The organism is Paenibacillus darwinianus, from assembly GCF_000598065.1.
GTDB lineage: Bacteria > Bacillota > Bacilli > Paenibacillales > Paenibacillaceae > Paenibacillus_I > Paenibacillus_I darwinianus.
The window spans coordinates 18343-37205 of the sequence record NZ_KK082149.1 but is presented as its reverse complement, the minus strand read 5'-3'; the positions used below and the strand labels follow the sequence as shown (position 1 = coordinate 37205).

Here is an 18863-nt window from a genome sequence, read left to right as displayed (position 1 = left end):
GGAGTCCCGGATCGTGCACGAGCATTTTACCCGCCGCAAAACCGAGCAGGCCCGCTCCCGCGTATATAAGCTGGGGAAGTCGATGCAGAAGGGAACCGATCAGCTTGCTGCCCCAAATAATTAACGGAATGCTAAGCGCGATTCCGAGCACTATAAGAACGGGCTCTCCCTCCGCGACCGCCGCGATCGCCAACACATTGTCGAGGCTCATGACGAAATCGGCCGCCACGATCGTCCAGACGGCGGAGGCGAGCGTGGCCGATTTCCGCAACTTCGGCCCGCCTGAGTGCGCGCCCGAATCACGCAGCAGCTGCACGGCGATGGCGTACAGCATTACCGAGCCCGCCGCTTGCAGATACGGAACCTGAAGCAGCGCGACGGCCGCAAGCGTCAGCAAGCAGCGAAGCGCGATCGCGGCAAAGGCGCCCCACCAAATCGCCCGCTGCCGCTGATCGGCAGGCAAATGCTGGCTCGCCATGGCGATCACAACCGCATTGTCGCCGCTGAGCAGCACGTTTATCAACATGATCTCCACAAAGGTGACGAGACTTTCCACCGGGCATTCCCCTCCTCGTTTAGACAAATGTATGTCCGACGGGACGAGTATATGCCGGGCCGGCAGGACTTGCCAAAGATTGTTGAATCCTATTATAATCGTCTGCGTATAAGAAAAGGTATGTGCAGATCATAACGGAGGGGCGACAGATATGGATTTATTTTCACCCGAATTTTGGACGGCGTTGGTGACGATCATTTTTATTGACCTTGTTTTGGCGGGAGACAATGCGATTGTCATCGGACTGGCGGCGCGCAACCTCCCGAAAGACCAGCAGAAATCGGCGATTCTTTGGGGAACCGCGGGGGCGGTCGGCATCCGCATTATCGCAACCGTGCTCGTGGTCTATCTCCTCAATGTACCTTGGCTGATGCTCGTCGGGGGACTTCTGCTTCTGTGGATCGCGTATAAGCTGCTGGTGCAGCAGGAGGGCGATCATGACATCAAAGCGGGCAACACGCTCTGGCAGTCGGTGCAAACGATCATCATCGCCGACGCGGCGATGGGCATCGACAACGTCATTGCCGTCGCCGGCGCCGCTCACGGCGACCTGACACTCGTCATTCTCGGCTTGCTCATCAGCATCCCGGTAGTCGTGTGGGGAAGTACGCTATTCATCAAGCTCATCAACCGGTTCTCTTGGATTATCTATCTGGGTTCTGCGGTCCTCGCCTATACGGCTGCCAAAATGATTGCGAGCGAGAAGCAGCTGGCATCCGTATTTGAAAACGGCGTCCTGAAATATTCCTTTGAGTTTCTCATGATTATCGTCATTCTGGCCGCTGGATACTGGACGAACAAAGCGCGTGCGAAAAGGCAAGTACAACAAATAAGCAGAGAATCCCACTAAACGGGATCTCTGCTTTTTGATTTGTCTCCAGCTCCAAGCTTTAGAACCATTCATTCTTGCCCGCGCCGGTCAACCCGGCTCCCGTATCGTCCGGAGTCAGCTTCAACGTCTCCATCCCCGATACCGCCTTTTCGATCATCTCTTCCAATCCCGGAATATGCGACTCAACCGTCTCTGCCACCCGCAGGTTAGGATTCGTAGTAGGCGACTGCGGCACGAACAGCGTACAGCAATCCTCATAAGGCAGGATCGACGTTTCATACGTTCCGATCCGCTCCGCCAGACCGATAATTTCCTGCTTATCCATCATCACAAGCGGTCTAAGAAGCGGCAAATCCACGGTCCGTCCGATCACATTCATGCTGCTTAACGTCTGGCTCGCCACCTGGCCCAGACTGTCTCCGGTAACGATGGCAAGCGCGCCTTCGCGCAGCGCAATGCGCTCGGCGATCCGCAGCATCGCGCGGCGCATGAGCGTAATGATCAGCCGGTCCTGCTTGGCTTGCGCGAACGAGGTCTGAATATCGGTGAAATGGACCAGGTGCAGCTTGAGCGGCCGTCCGGCGAAACGGGAGAGCCGCTTCGCAAGCTCGACGACCTTGTCCTTCGCCTGCTCGCTGGTGAACGGATAGCTGTAAAAATGGATTGCCTCAAGCTCCAGCCCTTTGCGCATCGCCGACCAGCCGGCGACGGGACTGTCGATGCCGCCGGAGAGCAGCAGCACGGCCTTGCCGTTCGTTCCATAGGGGAATCCGCCGCCGCCCGGCACGACCTCACTGTAGATATAAGTATCCTTCGGGTGGATCTCCACCCTCAGCTCCACGTCGGGCCGCCGGACGTCCACCTTCAGCTTGGGGGTTGCGCGAAGCACATGCGAGCCGACCAAATGGTTCATTTCCTGCGAATCGTGCGGAAATCCCTTCCACACCCGGCGTACCGACACCTTGAAGGTCCGTTCGGCATCCGGGAATAACCCCATAACCTCAATCGTCCCTTCACGGATGGCGTCCAGCTCCGTCTCGACCCGCTTGACGGGGCTGAAGGACGCGATGCCGAACAAATCCTTCAGACGGTCCGCCACGGCGTCGTAAGATTCGCCGTTTAATGCAACATAGATGCGTCCGTACGTTCTCGTCACCGTCAAACGCTCGAAAGACTGCAGCGCCGACTGCACATGGCGAAGCATTTGCGATTCGAACCGTCCTCTGTTTTTGCCTTTAACCATATATTCGCCAAACCGGAGCAGCACTCTGTCAAACATCCCTGTCCGCACTTCCTTTCTGAAGCGGCTTCAGCTTCTCCACCACAGCCGCAAGCCGTTCTGTCAACTGATCGATATCCCTCTCGTTATGCTCGTCACCGAGGCTTAGCCGTATACCGCCGCCGGCGCTCGCGGAATCCCGTCCCATTGCGAGCAGAACGCGGCTCGGTTTGTCCTGCTTCGATGAGCAGGCCGATTTCGTGGAAGCCGTTATCCCGTGTTTTTCGAGCAAGTGGATCGTCACCTCGGGTTTCATGCCGGGATAACAGAAGTGAACGATATGCGGAGCCATCGGCGCGGCCGTAGTGCCCCGTCCGCCTTGATCCGTGTCGGCTGCCGGTCCGCTCGGCGCAAGCTCGGGTATGCCGCCGATGCCGCGCAGCAGCCGCTCCCGCAAGGCATACATCCGTTTCTCGCGCCCCGGTTGCGATTCCAGGGCAAGCCGCAGCGCTTTGGCGGAGGCGACGATTGCCGGCACGTTTTCAGTTCCCGCACGCATGCCGCCCTCCTGCTCGCCGCCGTGCAGCAGCGGCTCCAAACCGATTCCTTCGCGCACATAAAGCCAGCCCGCGCCCTTCGGCCCCCTCAGCTTATGGGCCGACACGGTGAGCAGATCGATCCCCCAACCATCCGGATGAAGGGCAAGCTTGCCCGCGCTTTGAACGCCGTCGACATGAAACAGCGTTCTCGGCTTGCTTCGCAGCAGGCGGCCGACGGCCTCGATCGGCTGAATCGCTCCGGTCTCATTATTGACATGCATCATACTCACCAGAATCGTACTCTCCGTCAATGCCGCCTCAACGTCGCGCACATCGACATGGCCCGTTTCCGATACCGGCACATAAGTGACGCGGAAGCCCTCCCGTTCAAGCGAACGAAACGCCTCATAAACGGACGGATGCTCGATTTGCGAGGTGATGAGATGATTGCCGCGTGAACGGAATGCGCGCGCGGCTCCTTTTATTGCGAGATTGTTGCTCTCCGTTCCGCCTGAAGTAAAAATCCACTCTCTCGGCTTCGTTCCGAACAGTTCCGCCGCAAGCGCGCGCGCTCTCTCGATCAGCTTCCCCGCCTCTGCGCCGCTTCTGTGGATGGAGGACGGGTTCGCATAATGAAGCTTCATGACATCCGCCAGTGTCCGGATTACCTCTTCGTGCGGCGGCGTTGACGCGCAATGATCGAAATACAGCACAAGCCCTCCCCCTCCTATCGTTACCGGCTTATCAAAATGAAAAACCTCTATCGCAGCCGCTCCCGTCGAGCGATCGCGCCTAGAGGCGGTCATCGATGTTTCATGCGGCGTTGAGCCGATGGAAAATCCGCATCAAAGGGCGTATTCTCCCATTGCCTTCAGCACCTTGCCGACGTAACGCTGCGTCTCGCCCGGCAGCTTTGCCAGGTTGTTCTCCACATCGGAATCGGAGCGGATTCCCAGCCGATCCACACGCCCCGGTCCTGCGTTGTAAGCGGCCAGCGCCGCTTTGGCGTTACCATTGTACTTATCCAGCAGGTAGGAGAGGAAACGGGTTCCGCCTTCAATGTTCTCGGCCGGATTGAAAGAGTCGGATACGCCAAGTCCCCGGGCCGTTCCGTCCATCAGCTGCATCAGCCCTTTCGCTCCGGCGGATGAAACGGCATTCGGATTAAAGTTCGATTCCGTCTCGATGACGGCTTTGATCAGAGCCGGATCGACGCCGTGCTTTGCGGCCGATTGCGCAATCAGCTCCTCGAACTCGGTCGGCCGGCTGGAGACGGTGACAACGGCTTGCGCCGCTTCGCCCGCGTTAACAAACGCAACAGGCCATGTCGCGCCGTTATTGACGTCGATACTTGCGCCGTAAAGCCCGTTCTGAGCGGAATCAGCGCCGGCGAGCACTTGTTGCAGCAGTGAATTGAAAAGCTCGCCGCCTGCTTGATCGACGGAAGACAGCCGGGACCCCCTATTCGACATCAAGTCGACGGCCGGCATAAGTTGAAGCTGAAGCATCGTTTTCACTAAACGCGGATCTATGCTGTTCATTATGGCCTCCCAATGAATCCATAAGCAACCTTTAAAAATTAATCATGCATTTATTCTACACGTTTTCAGCGACTGCGCATAGTCCCGAATTCGACAAGAACGGCCGTCCTTTTGGATCATTGCCGAATGAATACAAAACGGCGGACGATAATCGTCCGCCGCGCCCAAGCTATGAGAGCAAATAAGCAATCGGAATAAAGACGATGTAAGCGGCAGCGGCCAGCAATCCGATTGTGATCGACCACAGGCCGAGTGCTTTGCTTCCTTGCCGGAATGCATAATAGCCGATTGCCGCAGCGGTCAAACCGAGAAGAAGCGGCCACACGAACAGTGAAGCAATGGCGAACGCTAGCCCAAACCACCCCACCATGCGCCCCGCATCGGTCCGCTCCGACCGCGCGTCGACGGGCGACCGCTCCGCATCCCGTTCCGCATTCGCGCTAGGCAGGCCGTTGGTCGGCAATTCCGGGCCCGGCTTTCGCAATCCCGTCGGAGGAACCGCAAGCTCAGCGGCCATCTCCTCATTATCCACACTCATACCCAGCTCGCGGATCGAAGCCGAAGGACGGACTCCGCTCGTCCCCGCTCCGGTACGTTCGTCGATTTCGCTCATCGATTTACACCTTCTGCTCGAAGGTGTGACAACAAGTAACGGACGCGTTCTTGGCGGTATCCCGATGATTGGCGCCTAACCCTGCGGCGAATTCCGATCTGAAATCAGCCGATGCGTGCCGGTCGATATCAATCATGATTTGATCCGCTACGCATTTATTTCCTTCGCCCCAATAGCTGCAATTCGCAACGCTGCACTTTACGCCTTGCGGCATGAAAAATCACCTCCGTTATCAAGTTGCCCTCGATGGAGGTGACTTATGCCTGCCTTATTTTTGCCCCTGCATTCTGCGCTGGGTCATATATTCACTCTCGTAGTAGGCGAGCTCCTCGCGGAGTTCCTCATAAAGCTTCGACACGCCGAGTACAATGTCACGGGCCGCGCGGACCGGCTTCGCCCGAAAACGGATGGCGTCTTGTCCGGTATACGCATATCGTCCATCCTCGGAATAGCCCTCATTCTTCGGATAAAAATAAGCATTTACACAGTTATGATACGTTTCGTAAAGCGCCTTCTCGGCAAACTCATTATCGAAATTAGGTCTGCGCAGCGCCACGCCCAGCTTCTCGTAAGCCACTTCCGAGAAAACGAGCAAATGCCGCAGGTCTGACAGCAGCCCTTTATAAAATGCCGCAGCTTGATCTCCGGCCTCGGCCGTCATCAGCTGAGGCAGCGCGTTTTCATTCAAAAAAGGCTCCAATCGAGTGATCGCTTGCTTCAGTTTGTCGTGCGCGGATTCGCTAAGCTGTTTAACATTGGCAGATGGCATAATGGTGTTCCCCCTTCTAGTTCCGAAACAGTCAAGATCGTCTGTCGCATCACCAACATGGTACCACAAAATACAACGAAGTTGTAGCTTGGATTGCACCTTTGGTCAGCCGTATATTTTCCCCCCGGGTTTCTTACCCTAAGCGCAGGCCGCACACAAGTCAGACGTTTGGAGGTTGGAATTAAGATGACACATAAACGACAATGGATCGGGTTCGGCTTGGCGCTCGCTGCCGCACTGCTGCTCGTGACCTTCACCCCCTGGCGGGATGACGACACGGGTTCCGGACAGCCCGGCGGCATCGGAGCCGCCGGGAAGACGGCGCGTGAGCAGCGATTCAAAACGGCGTCGGTGCGGCGCGACGTCGAAGCGACGGCGAGACTGTGCACACTGGAATCCGCGCGGGAATTCCACAAGCTTGGAAACAGCGGCGTCGGGCATGAAGAAATTCAGCGTATGCTTCAAATGCATCCCCACATGGAATATGTCCGCATAACCCGCAAGGATGGCAGTCGGGCCGTCGCCGGAGAAATCCCGTCCGGAATCGAACGGCGAATAGGGCGCGAGCTTGAGCAGGCCGAACGGGCTGCGGGGCATGGCTCCCGGTATGAGTCGGACCCTGTGCTTCACGGCGGCCATCGTTACATGGTGCTGGCTGTTCCGGCTAAAGCGGGGACTCGAGTTGCCGGCGTTGTCCGCCAGGATATCGTCGACGAGGTCGAGCGGCACCAGAAGCGCAATCTGCGTCTCGTCCCTTTTCCTGCGGAGGGCCGGTACCGGACGGAGTCGGCGCTGCCGAACACGACAAAGGACATTACGGTCAAGAACGGCGACGAAAACGGCCAGGCGAGCCATTATCATATAGACGAGGTGGTGGTCCGTTTCCGAACACCGCCCACGGACGGACAAATAAACGCTATCATGCGGCAGATCAACGGTAAAACCGTCCGCAAGCTGGGCTACACCCATGTTTTCACTTCCGCAACGATGGATGCGGAGAAAATGATGCGATATTTTACGAAAGAATGGAATCCGGTTTATGTTGAACCTCACTATCTGTACTTGACCAATGGGGAATTGAGCGATTCGGACGGAAATAGCGCCAAACCGATCGTCCCGAACGATCTGCTGTATGCCCAGTATCAATGGAATCTTCCGCAGATTGAGACTGAGAAAGGCTGGAACCTGTCCAAAGGCAGCCAGGAAGTGGCGATAGCGGTGCTGGATACCGGCGTCCAATCCGATCATCCCGATCTCGTCGGCAAGCTAGCTCAGGGACTCAATATTGTCGATAAAAAACAGGCGCCTGACGACGATGTTGGGCACGGCACTCACGTAGCGGGCATTATCGCCGCCTCGGTCAACAACGGCGAGGGCGTTGCCGGAATATCATGGTACAACAAAATCATGCCGGTTAAGGTGCTGGACAGCTCCGGAGCAGGCACCACCTATTCGGTAGCGGAAGGCCTCATTTGGGCGACCGACAATGGAGCCAAAGTGATCAATATGAGCCTCGGCAACTATGCGTCGGCCCAATTTCTGCACGACGCGATCCGCTATGCGTATGACCGCGACGTCGTTCTGATCGCCGCCAGCGGCAATGACGACACGGATCGTCCGGGCTATCCCGCGGCCTATCCCGAGGTTGTAGCCGTTGCTGCGACGGATGCCAACTCCAAGAAAGCGGCGTTCTCCAACTACGGCGATTATATCGATGTTGCCGCCCCCGGCGACACTATCCCGAGCACCTACCCCGGCAATCAGTACGCGGCGCTGTCCGGAACGTCAATGGCCAGCCCGCACGTAACGGCGCTGGCCGCATTGATCCGTTCGATCAATCCCTCGCTGACGAACGTGGAGGTGATGAAGCTGCTCACTACGACGGCCACTGATCTTGGCGATAAAGGCAAGGACAATTATTACGGATATGGACAGATCGACGTCGTACGCGCGCTGGAAGCAGCCGAGCAGTCGGCGAGCTCTCTGGTCGGCGTCACACAGCGCATGGAACGCCGCATCGCCTCCCTTAAGGCGCGGTACGGTTTCACTGCGGAAGAAAAATGAAACGGCCCGGAGCGATTAAGGCTCCGGGCCATCTTTGTCTTGTTGAAGGATACGAAGTCGTAAATGTAAAAAAGACCTCCACGCGGACCGGGGTCCTTGAAGGTCGTGCAACCGTCGTTGCGGAAAGTTTGCCATAAGCCGGGTTCTGTACTTCCGGTGGTCTTAACGGGAACGACCCTCCCACCATCGAAGCGACAATCATCTATCTAGGCCGTCCATTGCTGGGCGGCTCAAGCGACCAACCCGAACGCGTCTCGGGCTAAGACTGCAACGCTCGCGCGCCGCCGCGTTCTCTTCGGTCTTGCTCCGGATGGGGTTTACCAGCCGCGTTGTCACCAACGCCGCTCGTGGTCTCTTACACCACGGTTCCACCCTTGCCTGTGCCGGCATGCCGGCCATCGGCGGTCCATTTCTGTGGCACTATCCTTCAGCTCGCGCTGACTGGACGTTATCCAGCATCCTGCCCTACGAAGCCCGGACTTTCCTCCCGCGGCGCGAAGCCGCCGGCGATTGTCTGTCAAACTTTCCGTCGTACTAGTAAGTATACTAAGAATCTGTCCAAAGCTCAACCGTGATCGTTTGCCAGAGTTGGAAACCGTGACGGCAGGCCCAATGACGTTGGTGTCCGCCTGCTTAAACGAAGCGGAACGGCTCCGTACCGACCGTCGAAGCCATGACGTCGGTGACGTATTCGCGCTCGGCCAGCTCGGCGCCCAGCCATTCGGCAACCTTGGCCTTCATAATTTTCTCGACATTATGGCCAGGATCGATCAGGGCGATGCCGGCCGCCAGCGCATCATGTGCCGTATGGTAGTCGATGTCGCCGGTAACGAGCACATCGGCCCCTGCAAGCTGGGCGTGGCGCACGTACCGCGAGCCCGAGCCTCCCAGCACCGCGACCTTGCGAACGGGTTTGTCCGGATGGCCGACTACGCGGACATACGGCACATCGAACGCCTGTTTGACGTCCTCTGCGAGCTTTGCCAATGGAACGGCCGCCGGCAGCTTGCCGACACGTCCAAGACCGAATGAACGACCTTTCAGGTCCATCGGATACAAATCGTAGGCCACTTCCTCGTAGGGATGCGCTTTGAGCATCGCCTGTACGACCTTGCGATGGACCTGCTCCGGAACGACGGTCTCTACGCGCACTTCCTTGGCCCGCTCCAGCTTGCCCGGTTCCCCCGCGAACGGTTTCGTATCTTCGCCGGGCTGAAACGTGCCGACGCCTTCAATATTAAAGCTGCACTTGCTGTAACGGCCGATCACGCCCGCGCCGGCGTTCCAGACGGCTTCCAGCACGTTCTCGTGATATTGTTCCGGCACGAAAACGACGAGCTTGTAAAGCTTGTCCGTATGCACTTCCTCCAGAGCGTCTCGTCCCTCCAGGCCCAGTAGTTCCGCCATCCAGTCGTTGATGCCGCCCTCCGCAACATCCAGATTCGTATGGGCGATGTAGACCGCGATATCGTTCTTGATCAGCTTCTCATACAAGCGACCCGCCGGTGTCGCGGTGTCGATTTTGGCCAGCGGGCGGTAAATGACCGCATGATGCGCGATTATGAGATCAGCACCCGCCTCGATCGCTTCGTCCACGACGGCGTCTGTTACGTCCAGGGCGACCAACACCTTGCGAATTTCCTTCTGCAGCGTGCCGACCTGCAGGCCGATCTTGTCGCCTTCAACCGCGTAATGCTTCGGCGCCAGCTTCTCCATCAGTTGAGCGACGGTTTGACCATGTGCAAACATGCAAGCACCTCCCCGATCGTATCGATGTGCCCGAGCAGCACGGCGCTTTTCTCCTGTGCTTCGGGTTGTTCGGAAAGCCCCAGGCTGCGGCATATGGCCCTCAGCTTGTCCTGCTCGCTTTCCCACTTCCGTACGACAACTGCATCCGGCTGCCTCAACAGCCAGGGCCCCATGCGGATCAGCCACTCGCGCTTCTCCTCCGGCGCACGGTCAAGCGGCAAAAAAACCGCATCGTACAAAGCCCGGTTCAACGGCCCGGCATCTGCTACATTAATGGCTTGCAGCACCTCATAGATTTTGCCGTCCTCCTCCAAAATCCGCTCGGCGGCCAGATACCATCCGTTCGCGAGCAGCCACTCTCGGACCGCGTCTTCACCAACATTCGGCTGGAGGACAAGCGTCGTAACGCCCTGCAGCTTGCCATCCGCCTCGCCTTGCGTCAGAATGGCCGACATTAGCGCGCCGCCCATACCGGCTACGGTCACGCAGTCGGCCTCTCCCGCTTCGATCGCCGCAAGCCCGTCCGCTTGCCTGGCCTGAATCCGGCCGGTCAAGCCTGCGGCAGCGATTTGGCTCCGCGCCGCCCGGAGCGGCCCTTCATTCAACTCTCCCGCAATGGCCGACACCGCTTTACCGCTTTGCACCAAATAAACCGGCAGCTGCGCATGGTCCGATCCGATATCCGCGACACGCGCCCCCGGCGGCACCAGATCGGCAATGGCCAGAAGCCGTTTCGATAATTTCAACATGTCAGGCAACCCACGCAATCACTTGTTTTCTGATGGCGAACAGAATCGCTCCGCCCAAAGCCATTTTAACGATTAATTGCAGTAGAATCCAGCTCCGCCCATCGACCAGAAAAGCGCTATGCACCTCCGGCATAAACCAGAGCAGCACCGCGGTGATGAACAAGACGGCAGACGCGGGCTTCGACCACCGATGTACGAACCAGCTGAACCAGCCGAACACGAACGCGCCGGGAACCCAGTAAAGCTGAACCTGATACCATTCGGTTCCGATCGCACTTTTTATGAGCAGCACCGCATAGACCAGAATCAACGCGGCCCAACCGCAGAAGTGCAGAATGGGAATACGGGCCGCCGTGCCGAAAATGATCCAGAGCAAACCGCATAAGGTCAGAAACAAGCTGCTTGCCCCCCAGCCTTCCAACCCGTTCAAGCTCAACAGATAAAGTCCGATGCCTAGCAGGAAAAACATGCCTAGCACAATATAAGCCAGTCCCGCAGCCTCACTTTTGGTGCGGTAGCGTTGACCGAATACCAACAGCCCGAGCACCGCCGTCAGCGCCAAACCGGTTTGCAATGCCGGGTGAAAAGCGTTAAAATATAAATAAATCAGGTAAATCAAGGGAATGACCCCAAATGCAAGGAGCCAATGTTTGCCGCTGGAGTAGCCGAAAGCGGCTGCCGCTTTCCCGGTGAAGCCAGCGGGGGTACGCTCCACTTGCTCATCTATATACAGGTTAAGCAGAAAATCGCAATATTGCTCCGGCAGCAGTTTGCTGCGTCGCCAATAATCGATTTCCCTGATGATCGTTTTACGGCGGTCCTCATTCATTTGTGTCGTATCCCCCAGCCCAAGTGTCGGCGCAGCCTAGCCGCGTCAAATGAAACAAAAGACCTGACTGCAACCGCAGAAAGGTCTGTCATCTCCCGTTTTACTCCAGAAAATCTTTAAGCCGCTTGCTTCGGCTCGGGTGGCGCAGCTTGCGGAGCGCTTTCGCCTCGATTTGACGGATTCTCTCGCGCGTCACGCCGAACACCTTGCCTACTTCCTCCAGCGTGCGCGTCCGTCCGTCATCGAGACCGAAACGGAGCCGCAGCACGTTCTCCTCGCGCTCGGTCAGCGTATCGAGCACATCCTCAAGCTGCTCCTTAAGCAGCTCATAAGCCGCCGCATCGGCCGGAGCCAACGCCTCCTGATCCTCGATGAAATCCCCCAGATGTGAGTCGTCCTCTTCCCCAATCGGCGTCTCGAGCGATACCGGCTCCTGTGCGATCTTCATGATCTCCCGCACCTTATCCGTGCTCAAATCCATTTCCGTCGCAATTTCCTCCGGCGTAGGCTCGCGCCCAAGCTCTTGCAGCAGCTGTCTGGAGACGCGAATCAGCTTGTTGATCGTTTCGACCATATGAACCGGAATCCGGATCGTCCGCGCCTGGTCGGCGATGGCCCGCGTAATCGCCTGTCGAATCCACCACGTTGCATACGTACTGAACTTGTAGCCCTTCTGATAGTCGAATTTCTCGACTGCCTTAATCAGGCCCATGTTCCCTTCCTGAATCAGGTCGAGGAAAAGCATGCCTCGTCCGACATACCGCTTCGCGATGCTCACAACCAGCCGCAGGTTCGCCTCTGCAAGCCGACGCTTCGCTTCCTCGTCGCCGTTCTCGATCCGCTTCGCCAGCTCGACCTCATCATCGGCCGACAACAGAGGCACCCGGCCGATTTCCTTCAAATACATCCGCACAGGGTCGTTGATTTTAATGCCCGGCGGCAGCGCCAAATCGTCGTCGAAGTTGAACTCGTCGTTCTCGCGTTCTTCTTCGTTGTTGCCTCCGAGCGGGTGATGTTCGTCCTCGTTCTCGTTGACGACCTCAATCCCCATATCGTCGAGCTGTTCAAAAAAATCATCGATCTGCTCGGGATCCTGATCGAAGGGCGACAGCTTCTCCATGATTTCTTTGTAGGTCAGGGATGAACGCTTTTTACCCTGCTCCATCAATTGGTCCTTCACCAATTCCAATTTCTGTTCCGCATCCAATTCCGTATGTTGATCGTTCGCCATACTCCGACTCCCTCCTCCCTAGACGCGTTCATGCTGTCAGCTTCTCAGCTGTCTCTCTAGGGTTGTAATCTCAAATGCAATTTGCGCGGCCCGGATCACGTCGCCCGATCGTTCCGCTCTCACCCATTCTTCCTTCCGTTCTTCCAGCTTGCGAAGCTTGGGCTGCTTCAGAACGTCCGCCACATGAGCTTCCAGCACGCTCCCCTCGTAAGGCGGGACGGCATCCATGCTCAGAATGGACGTTGCGGTCCTCTCAAGCCGTTCATCCCGAAGCGACGAGATGAACCGGCTGACCTCCGGATCGGCTCCTTGCGCATAATAAGCATATAGGTAAGCGGCCAAAGCCGCATGATCCTCCACATTAAACGCATCGCCGAGCCTGTCATGAACGAGCTCCGCAGCCTCGGCGTCCTGCATCATCCAATACAGCAGCCTGCGTTCGACCTGATGATGGGCAGGCACTACTGGAGGACGATTGGACGTACGGCGTCCTTCATTCATACCATTATTCCACGATTGTTCGTCTTTATCCCTTTGCGGGTGCACTTTTCGCATCGTTTCACGGATTTGAAAGCACTCTTGCTTTAATACATCGAGCGTAAGACCGAACTCCCTGGAAAGCTCTTTGAGGTAAAACTCGCGTTCGGTGGGCGAGTCCAATTCCGCGACGATGCGGACTCCCTCGAGGACATAATTTTTGCGTCCTTCTTCTTCTAGGAGTTTATGGCTTTTTCGTAAAAATATTAGTCTAAATTTCGTGACCGATACCGGCTGGTCCATAATCTCCCGGAGAAAAGATTGAGGTCCGTATTCCGCGATATATTCATCGGGATCCTTCCGGCCGGGCAGGAGCGCAACCCATACGCGCAGCCCCGTTTTCTCCAGCATCGGAATCGTCTTCAGAGCAGCCGCCTGTCCGGCATCATCCCCGTCGTAGCAAATAATGACCTCGTCGGCGTTGCGGCGCATAATTTCCGCATGCTCTTCCGTAAAAGCCGTTCCCATCGTTGCAACGCCGTTATGAACGCCGGCTTGCCAGGCTTTGATCACATCCATATAACCTTCAAATAAAACAACCTTGCGGCTTTTCCGTATCGACGGCCGCGCTTGATGAAAATTGTACAGGCTGCGGCTTTTGTGAAACAGCATCGAATCGGAAGAGTTCAAATATTTCGGCTGCCCGTCGCCCAGCACCCTGCCGGCGAAAGCGATCACTTTGCCGTCGCGGTCCCAAATCGGAAACATGATCCGGTCCCGGAAGCGGTCGACGTAACCCGAGCCGTCGTTCTTGGCCGAGAGCAGCCCGCCTTGCTCCATTAAAGAAAGACTGTAATCCCGCTTCTCCAGAAATTTGGTGAGCGCGTCCCAACGATCTGGCGCATAACCGATCATGAATTGATCGATCAGCTTGTCCGTCATGCCTCTGTCGCGGAGGTAAGCTTTGGCCGCTCTGCCGAATTCGGTGTTGAGAAGCAGGTAGTGGTAGTAACGGGCCGCATAGTCATGCGCTTCGTGAAGAATCTTGCGGTCCCTCTGCTCGGCCGTGTGTTCTCCTGAAGGGTGCGATAGCCCCCATGTCACCGGCACGCCCGCATCCTCCGCCATCAACCGCACGGCTTCCGGAAACGAGTAGCCCTCGATCTCCATCGTGAAATGAATGGCGTTGCCGCCCTTCCCGCAGCCGTAGCAGTGGAAAATCCCCTTCTCCGGGGTAACAGTGAACGAAGGCGTCTTCTCCGAGTGAAAAGGGCAGAGCCCTTTCATATATTTCCCGCTTTTGCTTAGATGAACATACCTGCCGACCGTTCCGACGATATCGTGATGCTTGAGGACGGCTTCGATCGCCTCCTCGGGAATCCTGCCGCCTGTCATACCTATCACCTTCATCCTAATAACACGTAATACTATTCGCTACGGTTCACTATTCTCCTGCATGCCGGCTAAAACTTTTGTCAGCTTTTGTTGAAAACGGCCCCGGTCTTCGGCCGTCATCGCCTTGGGGCCCTTCGTCCTGCCGCCGCCTCTGCGCGTCTTTGCCTGCTCGTGCCGCCGCTCCATCAGAAAATCGATCGTCCCGTCGGTATAGCGCTGCCCCCGGTTCGACAGCACCACCGCACGTTTGGCAAGCGCCACCGTGGCCAACCCGAAATCCTGGGTAACAACGATGTCGCCGGGCCCAACGAGGTTCGAGATGTAGAGATCGACCGATTGGTCGCTCCTGTCTACCTGCTTGACCTCGACTCCCGGCTCCGGCTCGAGACGATGATCGTACGAGGCGACAAGCAGCACAGGAACGGAAAAGGCGCGGGCCGTATCGGCAATTTCCCGCTTGACGGGGCAAGCGTCCGCATCGACGACGATGCGGGGAACTTTCGTTGTCATCGCTTGATCACCGCACTCTGGAAAAAGATACCTGCCTTATATTATATACGCTGACGGACCTAAAAATCCTGCCTGGGAACGAGCTTTTAGGCCTGCGTCATTCGCCCCTTGACAGACCGTTCCCCCGTACGCACTCCATAATCAGGCTTGCCGTCTCCTCAACCGCCCTATTCGAAACATCGATGACGACACAGCCAAGCCTTTGCATGACGTCGTCCGCATAGGCAAGCTCCCGCTCGATTCGCTCGGTGGTGGCATAAGGCGCGTTGTCCGGCAAGCCCAGCGCCTTCAACCGCTCCTTGCGGATGATGTTCAGGTAATGCGTGCCGATCGTCAGCCCGACGATTCTGTGCTTGGGGAGCTTGAACAGCTCCGGAGGCAGCCTGAGCTCGGGCACGAGCGGTACGTTTGCGACTTTGAACTTCTTGTGCGCCAGGTACATGGACAACGGCGTCTTTGACGTACGGGAAACGCCGACAAGCACGATGTCCGCCTTCATGACGCCGGTCGTATCCTTTGCGTCGTCATATTTGACGGCAAATTCGACCGCGTCGACTTTCCGGAAATAATCCGCGTCCAGCACGTGGTTCAAGCCCGGCTCCTGCCTGGCTTTGATCCCGGTCTGGCTTTCGAGGCTCCCGATCAGCGGGCCAAGCACGTCAATGGCGGCAACGCCCTCCTCGGCTGCCCGTCTGGCCATATAATCACGAAGGCCGGGGATGACCAGCGTGTAGAGAATCACCGCTTTCTCGGCTTTTGCTTTGTCCAGCACCTTCTCAATCGTTCCCTCATCCTGCACGAAAGGCGCCCTGCGTATGTCGGCGTACACCGGATGGAACTGGGCCACCGCGGCCCTTACGACAATCTCGCCCGTATCCCCCGCCGAATCCGACACCACATAAATGACGATCTCCGCACTCAAGCCGGCCTCGCTTAGCGACGCACTCATCCCGCTCTCCCCCTTCACGGATACCTGATCCGCTGCACCTTACGCCCAGACGATTTTGGAGAAATCCCCGATTAACCGGACATCGTCCGCCACCACCGCCAAAGTCGCGAGCCGGTTAGCACGTACCGCTTCGTCCTCAACCATTACCATAACACGGTCGAAATACCCGTTTATCGGCTTTTTCAAACTTGACAGCCTTGCAAGGGCCTCTGCCGCATCGCCGCCGGCGAGCGCTTGTTCCACCTGCCTATGCGTGCTTTGCCAGGCCTCGTACAGCGTTTGCTCCGCCTCGTCGGCGAAAAGTCCGGGATCGACCTCGCGCGTCGTTGCTTTCGCCGCCAGGTTGGCCGTGCGGTTGAACGCGTCAACCGTCGCCTTGAAATCGTCGAGGCTGTGTCCGGTAACCGCGGCCACAATCGCCGAAGCCCGGTCGATCGTGAGCGTCAGGTTATCGAACCCGCTCGCCATCACCGCGTCGACCACATCATAGCGAATGCCCTGCTCGTTCAATACGTTTTTGACGCGCAGCGCAAAAAAATCGTGCATATCATTACGAATTTCACCGCGCTCGCGTTTCAGTCCGCGTGCTTCATGCGTAGCAAGCGCCATATCGAACAGCTCGCCAAGCGTTACCGGCAGCTTGTGGGCCAGCAGGATTTGCACGATACCTGCCGCCTGTCTGCGCAGCGCGTAAGGGTCCTGGGAGCCGGTAGGTACGATGCCGATCGAGAAGCAGCCGGCGATCGTGTCCATTTTGTCGGCCAGGCTGACGACGGCGCCGACCAGCGTTCCCGGCGCGCGGTCGCCGGCAAAACGCGGCTGGTAATGCTCGAACACGGCCTTGCTGACCGCCTCCCGCTCGCCCGCTTTACGCGCGTAATCCTCGCCCATAATGCCCTGCAGCTCGGGAAATTCGTACACCATCTGCGTGACGAGATCGAACTTGCAGATGTCGGCCGCACGGCTGATGTCTCCCAGCGTATCCGCGCTCTCAGTGACGCGCTGCGCAATCCGGTCGGATAACGCGCGGATGCGGCGCACCTTATCGGCGGTCGTGCCGAGCTCCTCATGATAGATGATCGTTTCCAGCTTGGCGTTCGCATCCGCAATCGCCAGCTTCTGATCCTCCTGATAGAAAAACTTCGCGTCGGACAGACGTGCGCGAAGCACCTTTTCGTTGCCCTTCGCCACCTGCTCGATCGACGTCCGGTCGCCGTTGCGCACGGTGACAAAATACGGCTGCAGCGTGCCTTCGGCGTCCAGCACCGGAAAATAACGCTGATGCTCGCGCATCGAGGTGATCAGTACCTCCTGCGGAATGTGCAGGAAGGACGGGTCGAAGATGCCGAACAGCACGTTCGGATACTCGACGAGGAAAAGCACTTCCTCCAGCAAGTCCTCCTTCACCGCGATATTCCAGCCCCGATCGGCAGCCAGCCCGCGGATCTGATCCAGAATGAGCTGCTCGCGCTCCTTCACATCTGCGATCACATACTGCTCCCGCAGCTTCGACAGATACTCGGACGGTTGGTTAATTGTCGCGTCCGCACCAAGAAACCGATGGCCGCGGGTCGTACGGCCGCTGCCGACGCCCGTAATATCAAGCGGAATGACTTCCTCGCCAAAAAGCGAAACCAGCCAGCGGATCGGACGGACAAAGCGAAGCTCGTTCGCACCCCAGCGCATGTTCTTGGGGAACACCATCGTCGTAATGAGCTCCTTCAGACCATGAGCCAGCACACCGAACGTCTCGACGCCTACGCTGCTCTTGTTCGCATACACGTATTCGACACCGGCCAACTCTTTGAAAAACAGCGCTTCAGGCTCGACGCCCTGGCTTCTGGCAAAGCCGAGGGCCGCTTTGCTCCAGACGCCCGACTCGTCCTGGGCGATCTTGCGTGAAGGTCCCTTCACTTCCTCACTGACGTCCGACTGCTTCTCGGCCAGCTCGCGAACGAGCACCGCGATCCGCCGCGGCGTGCCATAGGCTTCGACGGCGCCGTGCGAGATGCGCGCTTCACCGAGCCACTTCTCCGTTTTATTCTTCAACTGATTCATCGCGTTCCGCACGAAGCGGGCGGGCACTTCTTCCAGTCCGATTTCCAGCAGCAGATCCTTAGCCACGCTGTTCCACCCCTTTCTTCAGCAGCGGGAAGCCAAGACGCTCGCGCTCCTCCAGGTATACGGCTGCGCATTGACGCGCCAGATTGCGTACGCGCATGATGTAGCCCGTCCGCTCCGTCACGCTGATTGCGCCGCGGGCGTCAAGCAGGTTGAACGAGTGCGAGCATTTCAGCACATAATCGTAAGCCGGGAACACCAACTTGTGCTCCAGCGTCCGCTTCGCTTCTTCCTCATACTGATTGAACAGCGAGAACAGCATCGCCGTATCAGAAATTTCAAACGTGTATTTCGAATGCTCGTATTCCGGCTGCAGAAACACATCGCCGTAAGTAACGCCGTTCACCCATTCAAGATCGAATACGTTCTCCTTGTCCTGAATGTACGACGCTAGCCTTTCCATGCCATACGTAATTTCGACCGCAACCGGGTTGGCGTCGATGCCGCCAACCTGCTGGAAATACGTAAACTGCGTAATTTCCATGCCGTCCAGCCACACTTCCCAGCCAAGGCCCCATGCGCCGAGTGTCGGTGACTCCCAGTTGTCCTCGACGAATCGAATATCATGGTGAGCGGGATCAATGCCGAGACGCTTCAGGCTTTCGAGATAAAGCTCCTGAATGTTGTCCGGCGAAGGCTTTAGAATAACCTGGAACTGGTGATGCTGATACAGACGGTTCGGATTTTCGCCGTACCGGCCGTCCGCCGGCCGGCGGGACC

At 57.5% G+C, this 18863-nt stretch carries 18 protein-coding genes and 1 other RNA gene; 2 read left to right on the top strand and 17 right to left on the bottom strand.

Annotated elements, in window-relative coordinates:
• A partial coding sequence (locus tag BG52_RS06225) for a TerC family protein (protein ID WP_051602287.1) occupies positions 1 to 556 on the bottom strand: 556 nt, incomplete at its 3' end.
• A gap of 151 nt (positions 557 to 707) precedes the next feature.
• Here BG52_RS06225 and BG52_RS06220 point away from each other — a divergent pair.
• Positions 708 to 1406: a TerC family protein gene (locus tag BG52_RS06220; protein WP_036581226.1), complete on the top strand. Its 699-nt coding sequence runs from the start codon at positions 708 to 710 to the stop codon at positions 1404 to 1406.
• 40 nt (positions 1407 to 1446) lie between these two features.
• On the opposite strand, the gene thiI is transcribed toward BG52_RS06220, so the two are convergent.
• From thiI to BG52_RS06190, 6 genes are all read right to left on the bottom strand, one after another.
• Entirely contained in the window at positions 1447 to 2667 is a 1221-nt protein-coding gene (thiI, locus tag BG52_RS06215; RefSeq protein WP_036581223.1) for a tRNA uracil 4-sulfurtransferase ThiI, read from the bottom strand.
• Positions 2660 to 3859 carry a cysteine desulfurase family protein gene (locus BG52_RS06210; protein WP_036581221.1) on the bottom strand — a complete coding sequence of 400 codons (1200 nt, stop codon included), beginning with the start codon at positions 3857 to 3859 and terminating at the stop codon, positions 2660 to 2662. The genes thiI and BG52_RS06210 overlap by 8 nt, the downstream gene beginning before the upstream one ends.
• Before the next feature lie 132 nt (positions 3860 to 3991).
• Positions 3992 to 4687, bottom strand: a complete 696-nt coding sequence (locus tag BG52_RS16685) for a lytic transglycosylase domain-containing protein (protein ID WP_036581219.1) — start codon at positions 4685 to 4687, stop codon at positions 3992 to 3994.
• A 169-nt stretch (positions 4688 to 4856) separates the two neighbouring features.
• The gene (locus tag BG52_RS14825; protein ID WP_051587554.1) at positions 4857 to 5300 is read right to left on the bottom strand and encodes a hypothetical protein; all 444 of its coding nucleotides are present in this window, start codon (positions 5298 to 5300) and stop codon (positions 4857 to 4859) included.
• A gap of 4 nt (positions 5301 to 5304) precedes the next feature.
• On the bottom strand, positions 5305 to 5514 hold the full coding sequence (locus BG52_RS06195; RefSeq protein WP_036581210.1) for a DUF1540 domain-containing protein: 210 nt from the start codon (positions 5512 to 5514) through the stop codon (positions 5305 to 5307).
• Between the two features lie 54 nt (positions 5515 to 5568).
• Complete coding sequence (locus BG52_RS06190) at positions 5569 to 6069, bottom strand: YpuI family protein (protein ID WP_036581204.1); 501 nt, start codon at positions 6067 to 6069, stop codon at positions 5569 to 5571.
• A gap of 186 nt (positions 6070 to 6255) precedes the next feature.
• Here BG52_RS06190 and BG52_RS06185 point away from each other — a divergent pair, with 186 nt between their 5' ends.
• On the top strand, positions 6256 to 8133 hold the full coding sequence (locus tag BG52_RS06185) for a S8 family peptidase (RefSeq protein ID WP_036581203.1): 1878 nt from the start codon (positions 6256 to 6258) through the stop codon (positions 8131 to 8133).
• 119 nt (positions 8134 to 8252) lie between these two features.
• Here the strand turns inward: BG52_RS06185 and rnpB are convergent.
• The 10 genes from rnpB to glyQ form a co-directional block, all read right to left on the bottom strand.
• Positions 8253 to 8659: RNase P RNA component class A (gene rnpB / locus BG52_RS14830), an RNA gene on the bottom strand.
• A 107-nt stretch (positions 8660 to 8766) separates the two neighbouring features.
• Positions 8767 to 9882 (bottom strand): Nif3-like dinuclear metal center hexameric protein, encoded by a 1116-nt coding sequence (locus BG52_RS06180; protein ID WP_036581201.1) that lies wholly within the window; start codon positions 9880 to 9882, stop codon positions 8767 to 8769.
• Positions 9849 to 10631: a tRNA (adenine(22)-N(1))-methyltransferase gene (locus tag BG52_RS06175; RefSeq protein ID WP_036581199.1), complete on the bottom strand. Its 783-nt coding sequence runs from the start codon at positions 10629 to 10631 to the stop codon at positions 9849 to 9851. Before BG52_RS06175 ends, BG52_RS06180 begins: the two co-directional genes overlap by 34 nt.
• Position 10632: 1 nt before the next feature.
• Positions 10633 to 11460, bottom strand: coding sequence for a hypothetical protein (locus BG52_RS06170; protein ID WP_036581196.1), 828 nt, complete (start codon positions 11458 to 11460; stop codon positions 10633 to 10635).
• Positions 11461 to 11560: 100 nt separating this feature from the next.
• Positions 11561 to 12691: an RNA polymerase sigma factor RpoD gene (rpoD, locus tag BG52_RS06165; RefSeq protein ID WP_036581194.1), complete on the bottom strand. Its 1131-nt coding sequence runs from the start codon at positions 12689 to 12691 to the stop codon at positions 11561 to 11563.
• Between the two features lie 36 nt (positions 12692 to 12727).
• Positions 12728 to 14563, bottom strand: coding sequence for a DNA primase (gene dnaG, locus BG52_RS06160; RefSeq protein ID WP_036581191.1), 1836 nt, complete (start codon positions 14561 to 14563; stop codon positions 12728 to 12730).
• A gap of 39 nt (positions 14564 to 14602) precedes the next feature.
• Positions 14603 to 15073, bottom strand: coding sequence for a YaiI/YqxD family protein (locus BG52_RS06155; protein WP_036581188.1), 471 nt, complete (start codon positions 15071 to 15073; stop codon positions 14603 to 14605).
• 97 nt (positions 15074 to 15170) lie between these two features.
• Complete coding sequence (locus BG52_RS06150; protein WP_036581185.1) at positions 15171 to 16022, bottom strand: pyruvate, water dikinase regulatory protein; 852 nt, start codon at positions 16020 to 16022, stop codon at positions 15171 to 15173.
• Positions 16023 to 16061: 39 nt separating this feature from the next.
• The gene (gene glyS / locus BG52_RS06145) at positions 16062 to 18146 is read right to left on the bottom strand and encodes a glycine--tRNA ligase subunit beta (protein WP_036581182.1); all 2085 of its coding nucleotides are present in this window, start codon (positions 18144 to 18146) and stop codon (positions 16062 to 16064) included.
• Positions 18139 to 18863: glycine--tRNA ligase subunit alpha (glyQ, locus tag BG52_RS06140; protein WP_036666977.1), on the bottom strand; the 725-nt coding region annotated here is incomplete at its 5' end. The genes glyS and glyQ, both read right to left, overlap by 8 nt.

Excerpts from the sequence above, each read along its gene's own strand:
- BG52_RS06220 (WP_036581226.1), top strand. The coding sequence starts at position 708 with ATGGATTTATTTTCACCCGAATTTTGGACGGCGTTGGTGACGATCATT.
- thiI (WP_036581223.1), bottom strand. The coding sequence starts at position 2,667 with ATGTTTGACAGAGTGCTGCTCCGGTTTGGCGAATATATGGTTAAAGGC.
- BG52_RS16685 (WP_036581219.1), bottom strand. The coding sequence starts at position 4,687 with ATGAACAGCATAGATCCGCGTTTAGTGAAAACGATGCTTCAGCTTCAA.
- BG52_RS14825 (WP_051587554.1), bottom strand. The coding sequence starts at position 5,300 with ATGAGCGAAATCGACGAACGTACCGGAGCGGGGACGAGCGGAGTCCGT.
- BG52_RS06195 (WP_036581210.1), bottom strand. The coding sequence starts at position 5,514 with ATGCCGCAAGGCGTAAAGTGCAGCGTTGCGAATTGCAGCTATTGGGGC.
- BG52_RS06190 (WP_036581204.1), bottom strand. The coding sequence starts at position 6,069 with ATGCCATCTGCCAATGTTAAACAGCTTAGCGAATCCGCGCACGACAAA.
- BG52_RS06185 (WP_036581203.1), top strand. The coding sequence starts at position 6,256 with ATGACACATAAACGACAATGGATCGGGTTCGGCTTGGCGCTCGCTGCC.
- BG52_RS06180 (WP_036581201.1), bottom strand. The coding sequence starts at position 9,882 with ATGTTTGCACATGGTCAAACCGTCGCTCAACTGATGGAGAAGCTGGCG.
- BG52_RS06175 (WP_036581199.1), bottom strand. The coding sequence starts at position 10,631 with ATGTTGAAATTATCGAAACGGCTTCTGGCCATTGCCGATCTGGTGCCG.
- BG52_RS06170 (WP_036581196.1), bottom strand. The coding sequence starts at position 11,460 with ATGAATGAGGACCGCCGTAAAACGATCATCAGGGAAATCGATTATTGG.
- rpoD (WP_036581194.1), bottom strand. The coding sequence starts at position 12,691 with ATGGCGAACGATCAACATACGGAATTGGATGCGGAACAGAAATTGGAA.
- dnaG (WP_036581191.1), bottom strand. The coding sequence starts at position 14,563 with ATGACAGGCGGCAGGATTCCCGAGGAGGCGATCGAAGCCGTCCTCAAG.
- BG52_RS06155 (WP_036581188.1), bottom strand. The coding sequence starts at position 15,073 with ATGACAACGAAAGTTCCCCGCATCGTCGTCGATGCGGACGCTTGCCCC.
- BG52_RS06150 (WP_036581185.1), bottom strand. The coding sequence starts at position 16,022 with ATGAGTGCGTCGCTAAGCGAGGCCGGCTTGAGTGCGGAGATCGTCATT.